The sequence below is a fragment of the Methanococcoides mangrovi genome, from assembly GCF_052057775.1.
In the GTDB taxonomy this organism is placed as follows: domain Archaea; phylum Halobacteriota; class Methanosarcinia; order Methanosarcinales; family Methanosarcinaceae; genus Methanococcoides.
On record NZ_CP195121.1, the window covers coordinates 1,077,771 to 1,096,428 of the forward strand.

The 18,658-nt window shown below is 34.3% G+C and carries 25 protein-coding genes; 19 read left to right on the top strand and 6 right to left on the bottom strand.

What is annotated here, in order from left to right; genetic code table 11:
* Positions 1-120: 120 nt before the first annotated feature.
* Positions 121-1,323: a tyrosine-type recombinase/integrase gene (locus ACR3I3_RS05545; protein ID WP_440953557.1), complete on the top strand. Its 1,203-nt coding sequence runs from the start codon at positions 121-123 to the stop codon at positions 1,321-1,323.
* Positions 1,324-1,425: 102 nt separating this feature from the next.
* On the opposite strand, the gene ACR3I3_RS05550 is transcribed toward ACR3I3_RS05545, so the two are convergent.
* The 4 genes from ACR3I3_RS05550 to ACR3I3_RS05565 all read right to left on the bottom strand — a co-directional run bounded on the left by ACR3I3_RS05550 (position 1,426) and on the right by ACR3I3_RS05565 (position 3,930).
* Positions 1,426-3,297, bottom strand: coding sequence for a DUF927 domain-containing protein (locus ACR3I3_RS05550; RefSeq protein ID WP_440953558.1), 1,872 nt, complete (start codon positions 3,295-3,297; stop codon positions 1,426-1,428).
* 150 nt (positions 3,298-3,447) lie between these two features.
* Positions 3,448-3,621, bottom strand: a complete 174-nt coding sequence (locus ACR3I3_RS05555) for a hypothetical protein (protein ID WP_440953559.1) — start codon at positions 3,619-3,621, stop codon at positions 3,448-3,450.
* Positions 3,622-3,786, bottom strand: coding sequence for a hypothetical protein (locus ACR3I3_RS05560; RefSeq protein ID WP_440953560.1), 165 nt, complete (start codon positions 3,784-3,786; stop codon positions 3,622-3,624).
* Positions 3,787-3,930 carry a hypothetical protein gene (locus tag ACR3I3_RS05565; protein WP_440953561.1) on the bottom strand — a complete coding sequence of 48 codons (144 nt, stop codon included), beginning with the start codon at positions 3,928-3,930 and terminating at the stop codon, positions 3,787-3,789.
* Between the two features lie 1,154 nt (positions 3,931-5,084).
* On the opposite strand from ACR3I3_RS05565, the gene ACR3I3_RS05570 reads away from it, so the two are divergent.
* The 4 genes from ACR3I3_RS05570 to ACR3I3_RS05585 all read left to right on the top strand — a co-directional run bounded on the left by ACR3I3_RS05570 (position 5,085) and on the right by ACR3I3_RS05585 (position 7,334).
* Positions 5,085-5,645 (top strand): hypothetical protein, encoded by a 561-nt coding sequence (locus tag ACR3I3_RS05570; RefSeq protein ID WP_440953562.1) that lies wholly within the window; start codon positions 5,085-5,087, stop codon positions 5,643-5,645.
* Between the two features lie 139 nt (positions 5,646-5,784).
* Entirely contained in the window at positions 5,785-6,255 is a 471-nt protein-coding gene (locus ACR3I3_RS05575; protein WP_440953563.1) for a hypothetical protein, read from the top strand.
* Between the two features lie 166 nt (positions 6,256-6,421).
* Positions 6,422-6,733 (top strand): hypothetical protein, encoded by a 312-nt coding sequence (locus ACR3I3_RS05580; RefSeq protein ID WP_440953564.1) that lies wholly within the window; start codon positions 6,422-6,424, stop codon positions 6,731-6,733.
* 256 nt (positions 6,734-6,989) lie between these two features.
* Entirely contained in the window at positions 6,990-7,334 is a 345-nt protein-coding gene (locus ACR3I3_RS05585) for a hypothetical protein (RefSeq protein ID WP_440953565.1), read from the top strand.
* A 309-nt stretch (positions 7,335-7,643) separates the two neighbouring features.
* Here the strand turns inward: ACR3I3_RS05585 and ACR3I3_RS05590 are convergent, their stop codons facing one another.
* The gene (locus tag ACR3I3_RS05590; RefSeq protein WP_440953566.1) at positions 7,644-7,895 is read right to left on the bottom strand and encodes a hypothetical protein; all 252 of its coding nucleotides are present in this window, start codon (positions 7,893-7,895) and stop codon (positions 7,644-7,646) included.
* 502 nt (positions 7,896-8,397) lie between these two features.
* Between ACR3I3_RS05590 and ACR3I3_RS05595 the strand changes: the two genes are divergently transcribed.
* From ACR3I3_RS05595 to ACR3I3_RS05615, 5 genes are all read left to right on the top strand, one after another.
* Positions 8,398-8,673, top strand: coding sequence for a hypothetical protein (locus ACR3I3_RS05595; protein ID WP_440953567.1), 276 nt, complete (start codon positions 8,398-8,400; stop codon positions 8,671-8,673).
* A gap of 201 nt (positions 8,674-8,874) precedes the next feature.
* On the top strand, positions 8,875-9,147 hold the full coding sequence (locus tag ACR3I3_RS05600) for a hypothetical protein (RefSeq protein ID WP_440953754.1): 273 nt from the start codon (positions 8,875-8,877) through the stop codon (positions 9,145-9,147).
* Between the two features lie 28 nt (positions 9,148-9,175).
* A complete protein-coding gene (locus tag ACR3I3_RS05605) occupies positions 9,176-9,481 on the top strand; it encodes a hypothetical protein (protein ID WP_440953568.1) in 306 nt (101 codons plus the stop codon).
* Entirely contained in the window at positions 9,478-9,759 is a 282-nt protein-coding gene (locus ACR3I3_RS05610) for a hypothetical protein (protein ID WP_440953569.1), read from the top strand. Before ACR3I3_RS05605 ends, ACR3I3_RS05610 begins: the two co-directional genes overlap by 4 nt.
* Positions 9,756-9,986 carry a hypothetical protein gene (locus ACR3I3_RS05615; RefSeq protein ID WP_440953570.1) on the top strand — a complete coding sequence of 77 codons (231 nt, stop codon included), beginning with the start codon at positions 9,756-9,758 and terminating at the stop codon, positions 9,984-9,986. Before ACR3I3_RS05610 ends, ACR3I3_RS05615 begins: the two co-directional genes overlap by 4 nt.
* 156 nt (positions 9,987-10,142) lie before the next feature.
* Here the strand turns inward: ACR3I3_RS05615 and ACR3I3_RS05620 are convergent, their stop codons facing one another.
* Entirely contained in the window at positions 10,143-11,354 is a 1,212-nt protein-coding gene (locus ACR3I3_RS05620; protein ID WP_440953571.1) for a WD40 repeat domain-containing protein, read from the bottom strand.
* Between the two features lie 790 nt (positions 11,355-12,144).
* On the opposite strand from ACR3I3_RS05620, the gene ACR3I3_RS05625 reads away from it, so the two are divergent.
* From ACR3I3_RS05625 to ACR3I3_RS05665, 9 genes are all read left to right on the top strand, one after another.
* On the top strand, positions 12,145-12,798 hold the full coding sequence (locus ACR3I3_RS05625; RefSeq protein ID WP_440953572.1) for a hypothetical protein: 654 nt from the start codon (positions 12,145-12,147) through the stop codon (positions 12,796-12,798).
* A 710-nt stretch (positions 12,799-13,508) separates the two neighbouring features.
* Positions 13,509-13,994, top strand: a complete 486-nt coding sequence (locus tag ACR3I3_RS05630; protein WP_440953573.1) for a hypothetical protein — start codon at positions 13,509-13,511, stop codon at positions 13,992-13,994.
* A gap of 264 nt (positions 13,995-14,258) precedes the next feature.
* Positions 14,259-14,489, top strand: a complete 231-nt coding sequence (locus ACR3I3_RS05635) for an HTH domain-containing protein (protein WP_440953574.1) — start codon at positions 14,259-14,261, stop codon at positions 14,487-14,489.
* Between the two features lie 322 nt (positions 14,490-14,811).
* Entirely contained in the window at positions 14,812-14,985 is a 174-nt protein-coding gene (locus tag ACR3I3_RS05640) for a hypothetical protein (RefSeq protein ID WP_440953575.1), read from the top strand.
* Complete coding sequence (locus ACR3I3_RS05645; RefSeq protein WP_440953576.1) at positions 14,982-15,158, top strand: hypothetical protein; 177 nt, start codon at positions 14,982-14,984, stop codon at positions 15,156-15,158. Before ACR3I3_RS05640 ends, ACR3I3_RS05645 begins: the two co-directional genes overlap by 4 nt.
* Positions 15,159-15,166: 8 nt before the next feature.
* Positions 15,167-16,705, top strand: coding sequence for a hypothetical protein (locus tag ACR3I3_RS05650; RefSeq protein ID WP_440953577.1), 1,539 nt, complete (start codon positions 15,167-15,169; stop codon positions 16,703-16,705).
* Between the two features lie 574 nt (positions 16,706-17,279).
* Positions 17,280-17,483, top strand: coding sequence for a hypothetical protein (locus tag ACR3I3_RS05655; RefSeq protein WP_440953578.1), 204 nt, complete (start codon positions 17,280-17,282; stop codon positions 17,481-17,483).
* A gap of 4 nt (positions 17,484-17,487) precedes the next feature.
* Positions 17,488-17,856: a hypothetical protein gene (locus tag ACR3I3_RS05660; protein ID WP_440953579.1), complete on the top strand. Its 369-nt coding sequence runs from the start codon at positions 17,488-17,490 to the stop codon at positions 17,854-17,856.
* Between the two features lie 164 nt (positions 17,857-18,020).
* A complete protein-coding gene (locus tag ACR3I3_RS05665; RefSeq protein WP_440953580.1) occupies positions 18,021-18,647 on the top strand; it encodes a hypothetical protein in 627 nt (208 codons plus the stop codon).
* Positions 18,648-18,658 lie beyond the last annotated feature (11 nt).

The window sequence follows — 18,658 nt, forward strand, 5'->3', positions numbered from 1 at the left end:
AGTTATGTAAAATGAATGGTCCCTAAGATGTCATTCCAATATAAATCGTTTTTGTACGAACAATTACCCAACATATATACGTTTATTACCTATGAGGGTAATATATGTTAATGTGGTAACATGACACCCGAAGAGAAGTTAGCAAATAATTTCGAGCGTTTAAAGACACTTGGCAAAGAAACGATATCGGATGACGGTAAGACAATTCCTCCTATTACTTCAAGTTCGAATGTTGAGATTTCTATTAAATATGTTAATCATCTGATAAGAAGGAATAGGGTCGCAAAGAGTACAATCCATAATATCATTTCAGACCTGATTTTATTGTTTAGTCATAATGATATTGAACTGGATTCGATATCGGAAGAGGATATAGATAATTTCTTGACATTTCTTCAAACCCACACTTACAAACGTGGCGGGAAAGTGAAACCTCTTTCAGAAGCAACCAAGATGACGCGCAAGGCACATTTGCGAGACCTATTAAAGTTCCTCGATAAACCTGAACTTGTAGACATGATTGAGATCAAACCGCTAAAGAATAGTCGGAAATTACCTGAGGACTTATTGACCAAAGATGAAGTCCAGAAACTCATAGATCATGCAAACTCAACGCGCGACAAAGCCCTGATTGCTTCATTGTATGACTCGGGCGCAAGGATCGGCGAACAGGTATCTTGCAAGATCAAAAATATTCAGTTTGATGACAATGGTTGTGTAGTCATCTTCCCTGAAGGTAAGACAGGTGCCAGAAGAAACAGATTAGTTTATGCGGCATCATATCTGCGGCAATGGATTGATTGTCACCCACAGAAGGACAATCCCGATGCACCATTATGGATATCATTAGACAAGAGCCAAAAGGGTATAACAACAGATACAGTCCGTAAGGCTTTAAGCAAGATTGCTGAAAGAGCGGGTGTCAAGAAAAGAGTTAATCCCCATTCATTTAGACATGCAAGGGCGACACATCTCGCACCGCATATGACTGAGCAGCAGATGAAATCCTATCTTGGTTGGACTCCTGATTCCAATATGGCGGGTGTTTATGTTCACCTATCAGGGAAGGATACTGACGATGCGGTATTAGCTATGTACGGTATGAAGAATGTTGAGGAACAGGATGATGCAATGGCGATTGTAAGATGCCCACGGTGCAAAGAGATCAATCCCAAGACCAGTAAATTGTGCGGCAAGTGTCTATATGAATTAAGTGAGGATGCAAGGAAGGAAAAGGAAGATGTTATGATGATGTTAATGGATGCGCTTGCAGAAGATGATAGGTTTAGAGAAATATTCCTACAACTAAAAGCAAGTGCATAATTTTTTTTCTCTGAGCGGCACGTAGATCGCGTGTGACGGGATTTCTGGATGCTGCCTATACCCTGGTATACCCTGAACTAAAAAAAAAGAAGGGAGGGGATTTTACCACTCATATTTTGGCTCTAACTCTTTTACCATAATCTCCTTTTCAATTCCAAGTATTTCGTCCATCTTTTTTGAATTAAATCTATATACAGTTTCACCAGTTGCCTTTCCATTTACTTGAGTTGCATGTGTTCCCGTTTTAGTAGTTTGAGGATTGCCATTTTTATCTCTGTTCGTTTCAAGGACTTCTACTTCTTTCCATTCATTTTTGAGTACAGTTGATTTATTCTTATTTTCTTTTCCTAAAAAGACTTCATTAAATGCTCTTGGAATTATATCTATTACTTCATCACCATCTGCATTCCTTGCAATCCAACCATAAAGTGGTGATTGTTTATTTTGAGCTTGTATTGGCTTTGTACCTCTCACTCTAATATCCGTCATAAAATGTGCATTCTCAGAAGTAATCCATTCTTTTAATTCCCTTAACATCACTACTGAATGCTTTTCAATAGGACTATTAATTACGGTAGCATCATAAATCTTGCTTGTAATCTCGAAAGGGTCAACAGGCTCGATACCCATGTCGCTATATACTTCTTCCAGTATTTTACCTGCAACTGTTATTGTAGCAAAATGATTAATCATACGATTATTGACATTATCTTTGGCTACTGGAAATTGAGTTTTGTACTTATGGTGTAAAATTTCCAATTCATCTTTACAACTAAAAAGTTTAGTAAGGAAGGGTTCGATGATATGTCCATAGGATTTTGATTCATTAGATACCTTGGCATTATCTACGATTTTTTCAAGATTGTTGTTACCGATACCACCATAAAGCTCGATTGTTCTTACTTTTTGACCAGTAAACCCTTCAGTTGATGTAATTGGTCTCTCCCCATTTGTTAACGCTACACATTTCCATTCATTTGTCTTTCTTAATCCCCCGTTCTTATGACCACGAGACTTACCTTTTTCATTAGCAATCATGTATATGATGTCCCCCAATGTTTTCGGGTTCGCAGTACTTGTTTCATCTATGCATATAGGCAAATCCGAATATCTCGTAACAAGCACTTCAATGGCTGTATTAGTTGAATTCCCATTTATAACTAAATCAGTAGGACTTCCAATTAGACTCATTCCAAGACCATCTGTTATCGATTTTCCTCCTGATGATTCACCATACAAATCTACAAGATTTGATTTTGTTCCTAATAGTCTAAGCAATATAGCTGACATTGCGCTATAACAAATGAATCGAACATTTGTATAAGTCAAAAGTTCTTTATTAGCTTCTACCCATTGTTCAGGCGTTCCAATTTTAGTTAGACCTTTTATAGCTTCTTTATCTGGAATTATAACATCTTGTACACCATTTGCACAATACATTTTGTCACCAAACACAAAACAAGAAGTATCTTCTTTCCAACCATTGGATTTGGCTATAAATCCATTTTTTAAGAAATGGTAGTTCTCATCATATGTTGCTGTTAAATACTCTATAAGATGCCCGATATTTTTCTCATCGATTACAAATTCATGATTTTCAAGTGCTTCATAAAGCCTTTTACGAGAAAACATGTCACCTTTTCTTATCCATGCGTCCTTCTCTTTTCCGCTTGGGTCGAAGTATGACAATTTAAGCCATAATTCACCATCATCAGGATCTTTACCTTTTCCTGTTATCATGCACGGTGTTCTACAAATAATGTTATAGACTGGCTTACCGTCTTGATCGATGTATTTTAGTTTTTGAACAGCAAGTTTTCCACCAACACCATTTTCTCTTTTCTTATTGGTGATAGCATATCCTTCTGGCATAAAGCAAGATGTATCAAAAATTGTTTCCTTTATTGCTACGTTCCCTTCTGTAAGGACTTCTCCTTCCATATCTTCTGTATTAATGATATTATCTGATGTCATTTTAACTCCGACTGATTATTTTAATTGTTAATCAAGAAGGAACCAATAGTTACAAAAGGAAGAACTCCCATTATTAAAATTGGTGAAAACAATGGTGAGTTGATCCTTTCAGGATTGATTCCCTTATTTTTTTGATTTTTTCCTCGCTTATCATTCTGCACACGGCAATCTCTCGCCGTTGATTCTGCCAAATCTTATCATACCGTTTACCTGACTGTTAATAATTCTTTTAACAAAATCTTCTCTCGTTTCGTTTGGTCTTTTAACCTTGTCGATATTTGCTGCAAACTCATCAATAACTTGAATTTCAATTTTTGTTGTCATTCACTGACCCTCCTGCTTCAAGTGCTGATTGAGGAAATTGTCTATGAACGAACTTCTGGATAGGTTTCCTCTTGCTTTGTCTACAAGCTCGATTGTCTCATCATAAAATGCCACGGAGTAGGGTTTCTTCCAATTCTTTTGTAAACTCTCTCTATATGCATTCATTTACTGTGCCTCCTTTACTCTCTTAACTGCTGTTGCTGCTAACAAACGTTCTATTGGTGAACCATGCTGCATCATGTTTTCAAAAACATCCGGGCTATTCAAGACTGCGTCTCTTAATCTTTCTTGCAAATTTTTCTCCTCCATGTTATGCTCTTTTAACACAATCCCAAAAAATCTTAAAGCGGATAAGCATCGACAAGATTGTCGCCGAGAGGAGCTGTATTTTTTTGAATTGAATTGTGTTCTAATTAACAAACATATATTATTAATACTTAATATATAAAGGTAATGACACTTTTCAATATCGGGAGCCGTGATTTACAGAATCCTTTCAATATGCCTATTTACTGCCTGTTTCAACCTTGAAGTTGGGGTTTTGAAGGTATTAGAGATTTATATGAAGATTTTATAATTTTGATGATATTAATGATATTTGTTAATTTTAGTAGGATGCAAGACTGTAATTGTACTCCTAATCGAAATTATGATGAAATAGGCAGAAGTTAACAAAAGAGATATCATAAAAATAAAATATTTTAATGATATTATTAGATTAATTTTAAAGTAAGCTATCTTTTTTGTAAAATTAGGTTAAAATTAGGTTAAAATTAGGCACATTCCTAATTTTAAAAACGGTATTGGGTACCGTGTTTTTTTTGAAATTAGGTAAATTAGGTAAATTAGGAAAGAAAATGACGTATATACATGTATGTGTAAACTAACTATATATTTTTTAAATGTTCGTATTATAGAGAATGTGTGTATATGGGAACCACGTACATATAATATAATACCTAATTTACCTAATTACCTAATTATATGGTATAATTATGGAGCCTACTATTGATTTTTGAAATTAGGAACTTACTCTTGAAATTAGGTAACTATCGATTAAATTAGGTAATCTCTCTATATCTCCTAAAACACAACACACACAAATCCCTTACAAATATCATTAAAAAATTTACTACCCTCCGTCGTATATTAGGCAATGTCCGTTCGATAAGCACATGAGATTGTGGATAGGAAATTGGCAATTTCTGATGTATTATTAAACCACAAATACTTTAGAAAAACTTATCATTAACAAAATCATTTTTTAATTCATGGACTACAATAGTATTGTAAATATAGCAAATTATGGGAATGTATATGTTGACAAGCACTTATCAGACAATGATAAGGATAAGATACTAACAGATTCTTGCGAATCTCTTTAGTTCCTTTTTGATAGGATTTATTTCCAAGGCCGAAGGGATAGCGTTTCTGAGAAAGTAAGGGATGCTACAAAAAAGGTTTTGTCAGATTTTATCAGCGAAAATGGAGGGGAGACTAAATCCATATTTGTTGAAGAAAGTATCCCTACAATCGAAGCAGAGTTAAAAAAAGTAATTGGTAAAGGTCATGTAGGCAGAGCGCGTGATATTGATATGACTATAGGTGTTTTGAAAGAAATATCCAAGATGAAAGATTACAACATTGTTAACGACTCTTTTTCAAAAATCAATTCAGGCCATCTTATTGATCTTGATAAGGAGTTACAGGATATTACTTCAATTGGTCCAAAAATCAGTTCCTTCTATTTGAGAGACTTGATCTGCTTGTACGAGCTGGAAAATGAAATACCCATAGATCAATTAAAAGTTATACAGCCAATTGATGTTTGGGTAAAAAAAGTTGCACAAACAATTGGAATTATTGAAGATGAAGATGAAAATCCAGAGATAATTAGGGATGCTATCTTTGATGCTTGCCAGAAAGCAGATGTATCTGTGATAAAATTCAATCAAGGTGCTTGGTATCTGGGTGCAAAGTCATTTGATGTATTGATAGACAATTTAGAGAACCTTAAACCTTGAGCATATACCAAAAAATCATCAGTCCTATATCAGGGTATCAGGTGATACCCTCTCTACCAATGTACGAGCTCATTGACCGGTCACAATCAAAATATATCACACCGATAATATTTTTTCTAATGATATCATTAGACTATGCATGAGTTCTGATAGTGAGCCCACGGATGAGGAAGATGTATATGCTGATTATGAGCCTACAGACGAAGAATTAGATGCATACGAAGATTATCTAATAGCTTATGCTGAAAAGCAAGATCAAGAGCTATACAAAAGACATATTGAAGATGATCGAAAGGCTGCATTAAAAGAATCGTTGATTAGCGGAATGAAAAATGCTGGAATTCGTCCTTCAAATAAAGCAAAAGATGAGTCTACAACTAAAAAGAAAAAGAAGCCCAATGCTAAAAATGTTCTCGACTTCAAAAAAGAACAATTTTTATATGCAGTCCAATCGGGTGAAATGATGACAATTGGTAAAATCACAGAAATTGTTGGTTGCAGTGAAGATACTACAAGAGCTAGAATGAATGATTTAGAGAAGGAAGGTAAAGTTAAAAGAGTTGACAAAATCGGAACTACGGATATTTGGGATGTAACTGATATTAAGTAAATTCAATATCACCAGACATTCCTCGTTTTATTTTCGCTATCGGCTGCTGTTCATAATCATATATGAGTCGTAATTTCAGTATATTTACAATCCCTCCGTAGTTAGTAGTAGTAGTAGTAGAGAAAGGCGCCTCGATCTAACACTTAACAATACGGAGGAAACTAAAATGAAGATAGAGTATGAAAAATTTAAGAATGTTAATATAGATGATATTGAAGTTGGATTTGAGTATTACGAATTGGCGACTGAAAGGTTGCTAAAAAGGTGCAGTGTTCTTGCATTTGTTCCAGAATTTAATCAATATTTCAGTGAGGTTCTTAACGAAAGACCCATTGAAGATGTAGACGATGTATTCAAAATTGCAGATGCACTATTCAATAAAAAGAATCCAATTGCAGCATCAATACCTGTGCCTGATATGGATAAGTTCATAGAAATGGGTATCCACCCATACTTCTTTGTTGATACAATGTTATAGCATATCATCGTTGAATTTGAATTATATAATGAATACGACGAATGTTCTATTGAGGTAATCAAGTACAAGGAGAATGCACATGATGAGATTGTTCATGCAGTTTCACATAAATTATGTGAGACACTTCTTGAAGAAAATGGTCTAAAGATAGAGTTGTACCGTATTCAAAAGAAGCTGCATGATATTGAATATAACAATCACTATGAGGATCAGATGGACAGGCTAAATAGTGACTGTTTCATGTGAGATGATCTTAATGGCTGACGACTATACTCAGATAATGGCACTGATGGACTCCGAGGGAATTGGCTTTACAGAAGCTAAAGCTCGCATCATGACTCAAAAGTGCAAGAATCTTGATGTAAAGCAAGAGATTCAGACAATAGCTCTCAAAGCCCGTAGAGATGACGGCAGCTTCATCTGGAAATTTGGTTCTGATTTCCAATATCAATTGAAAATGAAGTATCCAGATACAAACTATAACCTTGATGAAATAGAGCGTATCTGTGATGAGCTGGTATCAGAGGGTATCTTACACAGGCAAACTTTTGATGACCAAAAAAGACCAAAATATGTCTTCGAACGAAAGAACCTGCAATAATGGGTAGGTCTGTCCTACCTCTATTTCCTATTTTTTATTTACGATTGGTACACGCGATCTACTCATCGAGATACTGAGGCACTATGGGTGCAACTGAGGATAATTAACTTACAGTTCATGTAAAAATAGTTAGGTTCGAAAAAAGAAGGTTGCTGTATTAAACAGCATGTTCTATGTACCGTACCTGACAGAATCTGCCGTGGTTAAAGATGAAATCCATCACATGACCCTATCTTGTGCGGAATAGGATGTGGTCTTCATCCGTGACCTTCTGACCTTTTCGATATTCTTCATATTTCTTTACTATCATTAATGTTCACCCCACAGTTCTGTTACTCTTATGAATACGATCAATGCTTGGATAATGGCAATGCCGATAAAAATCCATGCGATATACTCACTGGCATAGGTCATGCTGTCTGCAACAATACCTGAGAAGAATGCCGTGCCACCTACAAGCCAGAATAGGACTGCTACAAATCCGCTGATAATATCTGTGTAGTTACTGCGATCTCGGACATGCCAACTGTAACCTGTACAGACAGTTGCTAATAATATCATAAGACCCCATATTTCCCAGGGAATCATATTTGACCACTCCTTGTTGGATGATGATAACATCTACTCTTTTGACAAGTTTTCAGGTTACATACTGGGATGTAGGTATTACTCATAAAACAAAAGAACCAACCTTGTGGATGTCTAACTTCTTTGCTTTCACCATGCCAGTGAGCTTCTGATTTTAGGGTACGTTCTTTACGAACGCGTTTACCATTGACTTTTCTGGCATCCCAATCTATCAAATTATTTGATTCCATATTTACAATTATTTAAAACTATGTATATAAAAACTCGGACAGTTTTAAAGGTTATATGTTATTTTAATTTTGATATAAGGAATTTTAAACCAGTTATATATGATTTTAAAATAGCTAAAGTCCTCTTTTTATCAAACCCTCCATAAGTACATATATCTGGTGAAAAATATATTAATTTGTTAACACATTTACTTGTAAAAGTGTTACGGAGTATATAAATCAAAATATACGGAAGTGAATAAGAAATGGATATTTCAGCAGTAAAAAGAATGGTAAAGAAGTCCGAACGTGGAGATGCAGGTATGGTAGCAACTACTATCATTAGAGTTGCTGCAATTTTGGTGATTGGTGTCGTAATTCTTAACGGAGTTGTCGATTCTGCAAGCCTCGCAGCAGATGACCCATTCTACAACCTCAGTCAGTCAGTAATTTCTAATATTGAGAGTGGATATACACTTGCCGCCCTTATGGTACTTGCACTTGGCGCTGCTGCCATTATGCGTTACATGGGTTTCCTTTAAGTATAGATCGTAAAATGAGGCAATTCAGTACCTCATGATTAATGCTGCAAACCATTCATGATTGCTGAGTGTTCATTCACACTCCTTTTTTTCTTTATTTTTTTACTCGTTTTGAGTTATATTGATTACAAAACATAGCTAATACCTGTACTTTTATCTGGACTATTCATCGTTGTGGCGTTTCTTGTTACCGATTTGCCAATGATATCATCAATACTAAGCGGTATTATCGTTTACATCATCGGAATAGTGGTTAACAAGCAAAATTACATGGGAATGGCAGATGTCAAAGTGTTTACAGCAATGTCATTGGCTTATGGATTTGTTTATGCACTAAACCTAATGGCATTGTCCTTTGGTCTACTTCTATTGATATCATTAGTTCGTAAAAGAGATGATAGAGCCGCATTTATTCCAGTAATCACTTTAGCATTCCTCATTTTCGAAATCTACCCTTACGCACATGTATTTTGAAAATAATTTTTTATGTGGAGGTTAAATTATGTATGAAAAGGACGACAGCTTGCAAGATGGAATAAAACTTCTATTCCGCAGATTTATTTATGGCTTATTCATCCTCATGGCATTGGGACCTATTATCAAATATTTTACAAATTATGCTCAAACAGTTGAAGGCGACCATTTCATGGGGGCAATACCATTAGTACTGATTGGATTGGATTTCATCAACTTCATAGCTATAGCCGGAATCGGTACTGCACTGTTCTACTTCTACTACAATGCAGTCCATAAAAGAAAGTACGGTGATGAAGAAACGGAAATGTATTATCAGGAGCAATACAGATGAAGCTGTTTGAAGACGATTCTGCATTAGTTGTTTCATGGTTCAGGGCAGTAAAAGCCCTTGTAACCACTGCTCTTTGTTTTGTAGTGTTTGGAAGAATGGTCGATATGGCTTACATCTTTGTACATAGCAATGAGGGATTGTACCTGACTAGTACCCTTTCGACTATTGATTCACTATATACTTGGTTCGGATTCACACCATTAGCAACGCTGATTATTGTAATGCTTTACATCATTAATTATTCGATCTGGTCATCTGCGGATGGTGATGGAAGATGAATGTTTCAGGCGCATTGGTTTTGATGATATCATTCGGCATATTGATTTTTGTTGGAATGGGTGCAGTGGGTGGCATATATGAAGATTCTGGAATTAACGAATCCTCTGATATGTATCAATCCATGGAAGGGTCAAAAGAGGCAACAAACGTTATATTCACTGTATTTGGCTATTTACTAATGGGAATAGGCGTATTTGCCACAATAAAAGCATTTAATCTAATGTAACGGCTTTGTGTAGAAAGTCATTCCTGTGTAAAAAGTAATGATTGTACGTATAAAGTCGGGATACAATCCGACTTTATACAATTGGAATTAGTCAATGACTGTGGATCTCGCTTCGTTCTGTTCAAGGAATCGAAGCGTATGCTCATATTTTTCAGATTAAATACGGAATGGTTTATTTAGTTCATTTAGGTCAAATGGTGGCGGAGAGGATGTAGACTTCTCAGGTCCCCATGTTGACGTTTTAGACACACCATTTATGTGATTCTTAAAAATATGAACATTGCCATCACCAGTACTCGCCATAATATAGGAACCATCTGCTGAAATTGAAACACTTGTCACATTATCACGGGGGTCATATTTTCTTTCTAAATTATGTATACAACTCTTCCATATCATATGTCCTTGGTGATCTAAAAGAGAAATCTCACCTGCGGTATGCATTGCTATATATTGCCCATCCGAAGAAATTGAGACACCAATAACCTCTTCTTTTGTTACATTTGTCCATAAAATATCACCATCTGCATTGAACAGAACAACACAACCTTCACCATTTGAACTATGGGAGGTATGTAACTTTTCTCCCATAACAACATATTTTCCATTAGAAGAGATAGATATACTTGTAAAGTCAAATGAATGACCACTTTCATCATCTTCAATATTTGTTCCATGTTCCCAGACAATTTTCCCAGTGTTGTCCAATAATTGTATCTTATGAAGTTTGGGATAGTCTGCGAAACGCCCAACATCATATATTGAAGATTGGTATGTGGCTATGAATGATCCATCTGGAGAGATTGCAACAGCTCCCGAAGTGCCCACCGCATATTCTTCTTGGTCGCCATCAACACGCCAAACCAATTTGCCCTTTTTGTCGAATAAATATATATTACTCATACAATCCGCAACGGTAACATATTCTCCATTGGAAGATATAGAAATGTGGTTCGATTCAATTAGCACACAACCTGATAAGCCTTGCACATGTTCCCCATTTCTAGACATTCCCCCCTCGCACTTTATTTTAAAATCTAATTCTTGATGCCACAATTCTCCACTTTCACGACTGAAAAAAATAACATCACGCTCAGTCACTATTGCAAAATATTCGCCTTCAGGGGATATTGAAACGTCTGCATAACCATCAGTATCAATATCAAAATCTATCAACTTATTTTCTTTACAGTTAATGATTTTTCCTTCTACGCTTGCTATATATTTCCCATCAGAAGAGATCGAAGCAAACCCACGGCCAACATCGATATAGCTTTTTAATAATTCCCCTAAATTTAAATTACCACTTAATTTAGAATAAAGGCCATATCCCAATCCAATCCCACTTTCGACATTCATTTTTTGCATGATTTTTAACCCTCTTCTGATTCTTTGAATTTCGACAATTGTATATTATTACCAAATGGTATAAAGTTAATTATTTCTATTCAAATTAACAAAAAGTCAGAGTATATTCAATTTTTAATATAAAGCGTAATGTAACCCAAATTACATGTGCTATTGGAAGAATATTTTAAATGTAGACGGAAAAACAAGATAAACGGATTGTGGCAAGGTTTTATTCAATACTTTATCCATGATTTGTCAGGACATAATTAACCTCCCTTGTCACAATCAGAGGGGATAATGATGAGTGCTTTTAACATTTTTCACCTCATCATTTCTTCTGTAATCTGTTTTGAAGTCTGCTGAACTCCTTACGTCTAAAAATATATCGACAGGCTTTTCCTCCTGGTCGAAACAACAATGAGGGTTTTATCTATTCTCCCCTCATTATTTTTTTTGTTAATTCAGATTTGGATTATAGTGGCACAATTTCATCGAAGATATCAATTCTCCCTCACGTACATCCTCTGTGACAAGAGATCATAACGAATTGATACCAATTTATAGGTCCGGTAATAAAATCCCTCATACGCCTTTATTTTGAGGGTACAGATTTTCCATGCGTAGTCTTAGTAAAATTTCTAGAAATACTAAAGATAAGTGCCTATTGTGCACGTTTTTGTGAACAAACGTATCGAATTCTAAGTCTTAAATTTAGTGTATCATCTGTAATATTTAGTGTTTCTTAATTCCACTAAGAATAAGGACAGTAACAAAAAAATCATGTCCTGTCAAAAGGTATTTTTTTATTATGGTAACGACAATTGAAAACAGACTCTATAAAGTGTTAAAAATCATTGATGAATCAGATGAGCCTTTGGAAATTTATGACATTAGCAACATTATCAAAATCGAGAGAGGTAATTTGCAATTATCATTAAAACGATACACAGAAGAGGGATTCATTGAACCTGTTATATTGAAAGAACCAGGATTACTAAAAGGTCATTTCGAGGAACATCTTGTTTATGATATCACTGATGTGGGAGGGCAGATGATTGACAAGTTCGAGAAATCAGATGTTGAAACTCGCACATATCATAAGCACAATTATCTGAAATTTAAGGTTCTGCAAGCTCTTTATGATATCTATCCAAAAAGTGTGACCTGTAATGAGCTTGCAGAAATTATTGGAATCGAAAAAGGAACAATAAGGAATCGATTAAGTGTCTATCATCACTATGGATATATTGGTCGAAGAAAAGGACGTGAACCTGGGATAAATCGATTGGTGTACAAATATAGGCTAAATATCCTTGGTATTAATACGTATATGAATCTTTTAGCTTTGTATAAACAGGGAAGAGAGCTTAATCTTCGTAAGTGGCAAAGAGGAAAGTCATTACAGAAAATGGATTCCTACATAGGTGAATCAAGAGCAGTAGCTTGTGAAGGTAATACTTGAAAATATATGCTTGAGCATATATATCGTTTTATTTCCTTTGTTGAGTATTTACTTATTCTTATTACGTGCGGCGCTGTCCTTAACATTCTATCCAGATTCTCATGTAGATCTCTTGTGCTTATCGTTCTGATTTTGCCTGATATAATTATTCTATTGCCTCTATCGCATCAGGCAACAGAGAGATTGTCATTCAGGTTTGATGATAAATAAACAATTAAGATTTCTTATCCTTCAAAGGACACAATTCCATATTTCTTTTTTGAGAACTATCTCTTCAGGCACATAAGCAGTCGTTGTTTTTTACTATAAAAAAGATTATATGTGCATTCCATTCCATACTCAGTTTTTGTAGAGTCTAATAAAGGACATCCGATACAGCTATTTACAGGTATTATTTTTGTCATTGATGAGCCTCCATTACTCACCAGCGATGTCTATAAATTCACCACATCAATCACCACGATTAACAGTAGGAAAACGAGAGATGCCTAAATCAATATGAGCAGGCGGATATCTACGGCATTCGGCCCTATCTTCTCCATCTATGTATGTGCTAAATCTACAATTATAACAGTTCAATCGTTCAATATTATTATCAAACATTCTTTATCTCACTATAAAAACAGATTTGTTTTGTATTAAAGGTGCCGAAAGGCATTACTAAGTTTAAGTGGTTAAAATTAGAGAACTACTGAACTTAGGTGTAATAGATGGATGATTATAAAAGAATAGAGATGGAGTCTGCTAAAAAGTATGGAGCTGTAGCCAAAGGTACAAAGAAGGCTATAGGGGACTTTCTTTTAAATGATGATGACAAGCTTCCTGTTAATGTAAAGAGTAATAATATTGATAAGAATAACTATTCTCCAAATATAATTTCTGCAAAAAGATTGATTAAGTGGTTAGAACAGGATGGTCATGAACTTTATTTCATTTTTGTAAACTATAGAAAAACAGACAAAGGGATAGAAGTTGAAAATGACTCCGGTTTGGTTCCTGTGGAGAATATTTGTTGGAGCTGTTTGACCATTGAGGCGCAAGGTTGGGGTGTGATTCAAATGCCAAAACCCTTAGTTGTAAATAAAAAACAAACGAAGAAAGAGTTTTTTAATGGTTTAAAAGAAGCTTATGGAGTCTATATGGCAAAAGAAGCTAAGAAGATGGACAAAATACGTGAAATGATTAAAGATTTTTAATTGTTGTATTATCTTATAAATGTCAGTGGCCAGTAAATTCCATTTGTTATATTTGGTGGTACTAAAGTTTATCAAATCTATAACCAAAATTTATGTCCGATTGTTGGTAATTTTTTATTATGACTGTCACAGGCATATATCATAATGGCATATGGCCAATCTTTTCTTTAACCCTTTTTTCATTTTAGAAGTGAATTGTGATTAATTGAATATGAAATCGATAAAAAGGAATATGATATATATAATGAAATATTTCGAATATTTATGGTATATATGAAAAATGATATAAGAAAAGATAGTATATCATGGCATGTCGTTGAGATATTGCGCAATAATAACAATTCACCAATGTACTGGAAAGATATTCTTCAAAAAGTTCAAGAAAGAAAAGAGCTAACTGGCAAAACTCCAGGTGCTACATTACTTTCTGCATTAACGAGAAATAATAAAACATTTGTGAGAACTAAGAAAGGATGGTACAAATTAAATGAGTGAAAATTCACAGCTTGTAGTATCTTTTTTGAAAGAATAAGCAAAAAATTATTGCTCAGTAACCAGTAAGGGAAAAAATAGTTCAACTTTATGGTGTAATTGATGGAAAAGCTGTTGGAACTTTTATAGAACATGGATTTATAGATTATTTATCCTTAAAATATGATTTTATAAACGGAAATCTGCTAAAAGAATTGATTTTCCTTCAAAAGATATATTATTTGACATTAAAGCAACTTCAAAAAACAACCACAATTTTCTTGCCTTTATAGGGATGCAAAACAAAAGATACATGTCCTTGGTCATAATATTTTACTCTTTGTTTATGATAAGACTGATTATAATAACAAATTCTATGAATTATTCTACCCTTAATTTTGTTAGTTGTGCTTTTATTTCAAAAGAGGGAAGTGGAGATTATCAAACTACAACACAAATACTCAATGCAATAGAAAATAATGCAAATGCTGATGATATTTTTGGAATTTTGGAATTTTGAAAGATCGAAAACTTCCCGGAGATGAAATTACTTATCACGAATTGGCAGAATTAATTATTGAAAAACCACCGCAACAAGGAGATCTTACAATATCTAATGCACTGCAGTGGAGAATTCAATATGGTAGAATAGTTTCCATGGACTCCATTGATGGTGTAGAAAAAATTATTTGAGGATTGGTATGTCTAAAGAATTTGGTGATTTTCAAACAAGTTTACCATTCGCTGAGAATGTATGTAGACTTCTAAAAAGTATGGGGTTGAACCCAGAGATTGTTATCGAACCGACTTGTGGTGAAGGAAATTTTATACTCGCAGCACTAAAAACCTTTACTGGTATTAAAGAATTATCTGCAATTGATATTCAAAAGCATTACGTAGAAGCTTCACAGGAAAAAATTAAGAATTTATATGGGATGTCCGACAACGATACACCCCACATATCTATTGTTCAAGATGACATTTTCATTCATAAATTTGACTCTAAGATTTTTGATAAAGATAAAGAAATATTACTTGTCGGCAACCCTCCGTGGGTTACTAATTCAGACTTAGGTGGGAAAAACCTTCCCAAAAAAAGTAATTTCAAGAAAAATAATGGCCTCGCTGCAATTACTGGGAAGGCAAACTTCGATATATCAGAATATATCTTACTACATCTTTTGAAAACATTTAAAGGTTTGAATGGTCATTTGGCATTCCTTTGTAAAACTCAAGTTGCTCGAAATATTGTTCAATTCTTGCCAGCAACAATTCTTACTGCATCAGAAGTTAAAATGTATTTGTTTAACTCAAAAAAAGAATTTAATGTTAATGTGGATGCTTGTTTGTTTGTGTGCAAACTTAATCACGGATTGCAGGATTCTCAATGCAAAGTATATGATATAGATAATCCTGAAATTGAATTGTATACGTTTGGTTGGATTGAAGACAAATTTGTATCTAATATTGCAAAATACGAAAAAACGCAAGAAATAGATGGTATTTCTCCTTTTGTTTGGAGATCAGGCATCAAACACGATTGTTCAAAAGTGATGGAATTAGAAGGTTGTAGTAATGGTTGTTTTAAAAATAAACTGGGCGAGACTTTTGAATTAGAAAAGGATATTGTCTATCCATTCTTAAAAAGTTCAAATCTTAGAAAATTAATTGTTTTTGACGCTCCTAAAAACCTTATAGTCACACAGAAAAAGCCAGGCGAGGATACTACTTATATTGCCAATAAGTATCCAAAAATATGGAGTTATCTTAAATCCCATAAAACTTATTTTGACAAGCGAAAATCAATCATTTATAGAAATAACCCGGATTTTTCAATTTTTGGAATAGGAGATTACTCTTTTAAGCCATATAAAATAGCCATATCGGGACTATACAAAGAACCTATTTTTTCCTTGTTAGTTCCTAATAACAATAAAGTATTGATGGTAGATGATAGTTGTTATTTCATTGGCTTTGATAATATAAAATATGCATTAATAACATTGGCTACTTTAAATTCCGAAGTAGTGAGAGAATTCTTGGGTTCTATAGCCTTTATAGATGCAAAAAGACCCTATACAAAAGATATTCTAATGAAAATTGATATTTTGAAAGCAGTAAAAAAGGTTGGTTATTTAGAGATAATTAATTATCTAAATAAAAATAACTTAATGCTCGAAGAAATTAGTCAAGATGATTTCTCGAACTATGGTATCTATGTTTCAAAGATAACCGTATAAGCATCATAATGAAATTTAGTCTGTGCTCTGTCAAAGAAGAGCTTGCCTTTGTCTAGCGCAGGCACTGGCATTCAGAAGAATATTGTTAGTTATCGAAGCAGTTGGCTTATATGATACAGAAATATTAACAAGCCACAAAGAATCTGTCTGGATGCTCTTGAACAGAAAACATTTAGTATTGAAGACGGCAATTTCTATTTGTAATCTTCGTTTAGTAGTATATACGGAGATTCCATAATTAATCCCAAGAAGGGGCAATACGCTCTCCTCTATAAAATTTATAGCTATATTCTACTTTAATCATATTTTAAAGGCATAATAATGCGTATTTTACAAGAAACATCTAATCGATTCATAATCTGATAAGAAAAAGGAAGATTATTATTATAATTGCGGGATTAACTCAAAGGAAATCCAATTCAAATCACTCCCATACATCCACCACATTCAACTTTCTTCTCGTACTAATATCATTACCTACCTCTACCTTCTAATCCGTTGTAGCCTTTCATTGTGAATTATCTCCCAAAGTTTACATGAGGAATGTCTCGAATAAATTTGTTCGGTGATAAACATGACTACCGAATCTGATTTTAGGACATTTCTTGAAAAGGCAATCTGGGATAAGACTTGGGAAGAGGAAGACGAGGACGGAGAAATACTAGCTTATGAAGTCCTGTCATTCGAGGAAGCAGGAATCTTGTCTAATGATGATGGCTTAGTTGTTATCGCACCTGACAGATCGACATTTGTTGTGACTATTCAGCAGAAGATGTGATAGCATGGATGATATTAATGATATATTTGGAGAAGTTGTTTATAGCTACACATCAGAGCAAGCTGTTGAGGATGGCATCCTATTTGATATCGCTAAGGTCAATCCTGAATGGGAGTCCAGAATCTTTAGGTACATTACAACTAACCTAATGGCGCATGGCTACATGGATGCCGATGATATTAATGTGCCTAATCTGATAGACCTATTGAGTCAAGCCTTAGAGATTGTACAGAAGGAATCTAATTGTTTCAGGGATAAACCCGAATCTTTTTATTCAGGTAACATCGAATTACCTGATGGGAAGAAACAGCAGATATTCATATCATTAAACGAGCTTGGTAGATACACAATTATGTTGCCCGAAGATTATTAAACACATTTTAGCGAATTTATTATATATTATCAACTTTTTTTCTTTTTCAAATAATACAACTTGAATAGTAAGAAATAGGAGTGGATTTTATTAAAATTAAAGCATTAGATAATTTGATTTACAAGTATGGTCTCCGCTACCATTATAACAAGAATAAAAAATACATGAAGATCATACCTGTATTTGCTTTACTTATTCTTCTTAAGTTAACGATTTTTGATAGTGAGAAAGGTGCAACCAATAAGTCATTCGTTGGGCAAATGAGTGACTTGTTTTTTGAGTTTGTCCACAGTTTCAACTTTTCAGATATTCAACAAGTTGCAGTTACATTTCTGATTCTTGTTACTATATGGACTGGCTACAAGTTCTGGTTGACAAATTTTAGAGTCATAAGAAATAACTCGAAACTAACAGAACAGGTACTTTTTGCCCTATCATTAGTTGTTTTTGAAGAACATGTTAGATACGATTCAGTCTTAGGGCATGCATTAGATTATGCTATATTCTTAGTTTTAGTTTATGCAATTCTCGCGGGAACTTGGCTTTTAGCAAAAATAATAGATTCATTTGACCTTAGCCAAGACCTGAATTGTTGGGGATTAAGAATTGTTGGATTGGCAATGATGGGATTCGGCTTTATGATATTTGCAGGAGGATCGATGGTATCCTTAGCAGGAGAAGTTGTTTCAACCAATATCTTCTGGATAGCTGGAATGTGCATCATAGCATTAGGAGCATTTAGTGAATATCGTTCCTTTAGGAGACACGGCGTATTTGTTTATATGAGATGACAATCTTGTGA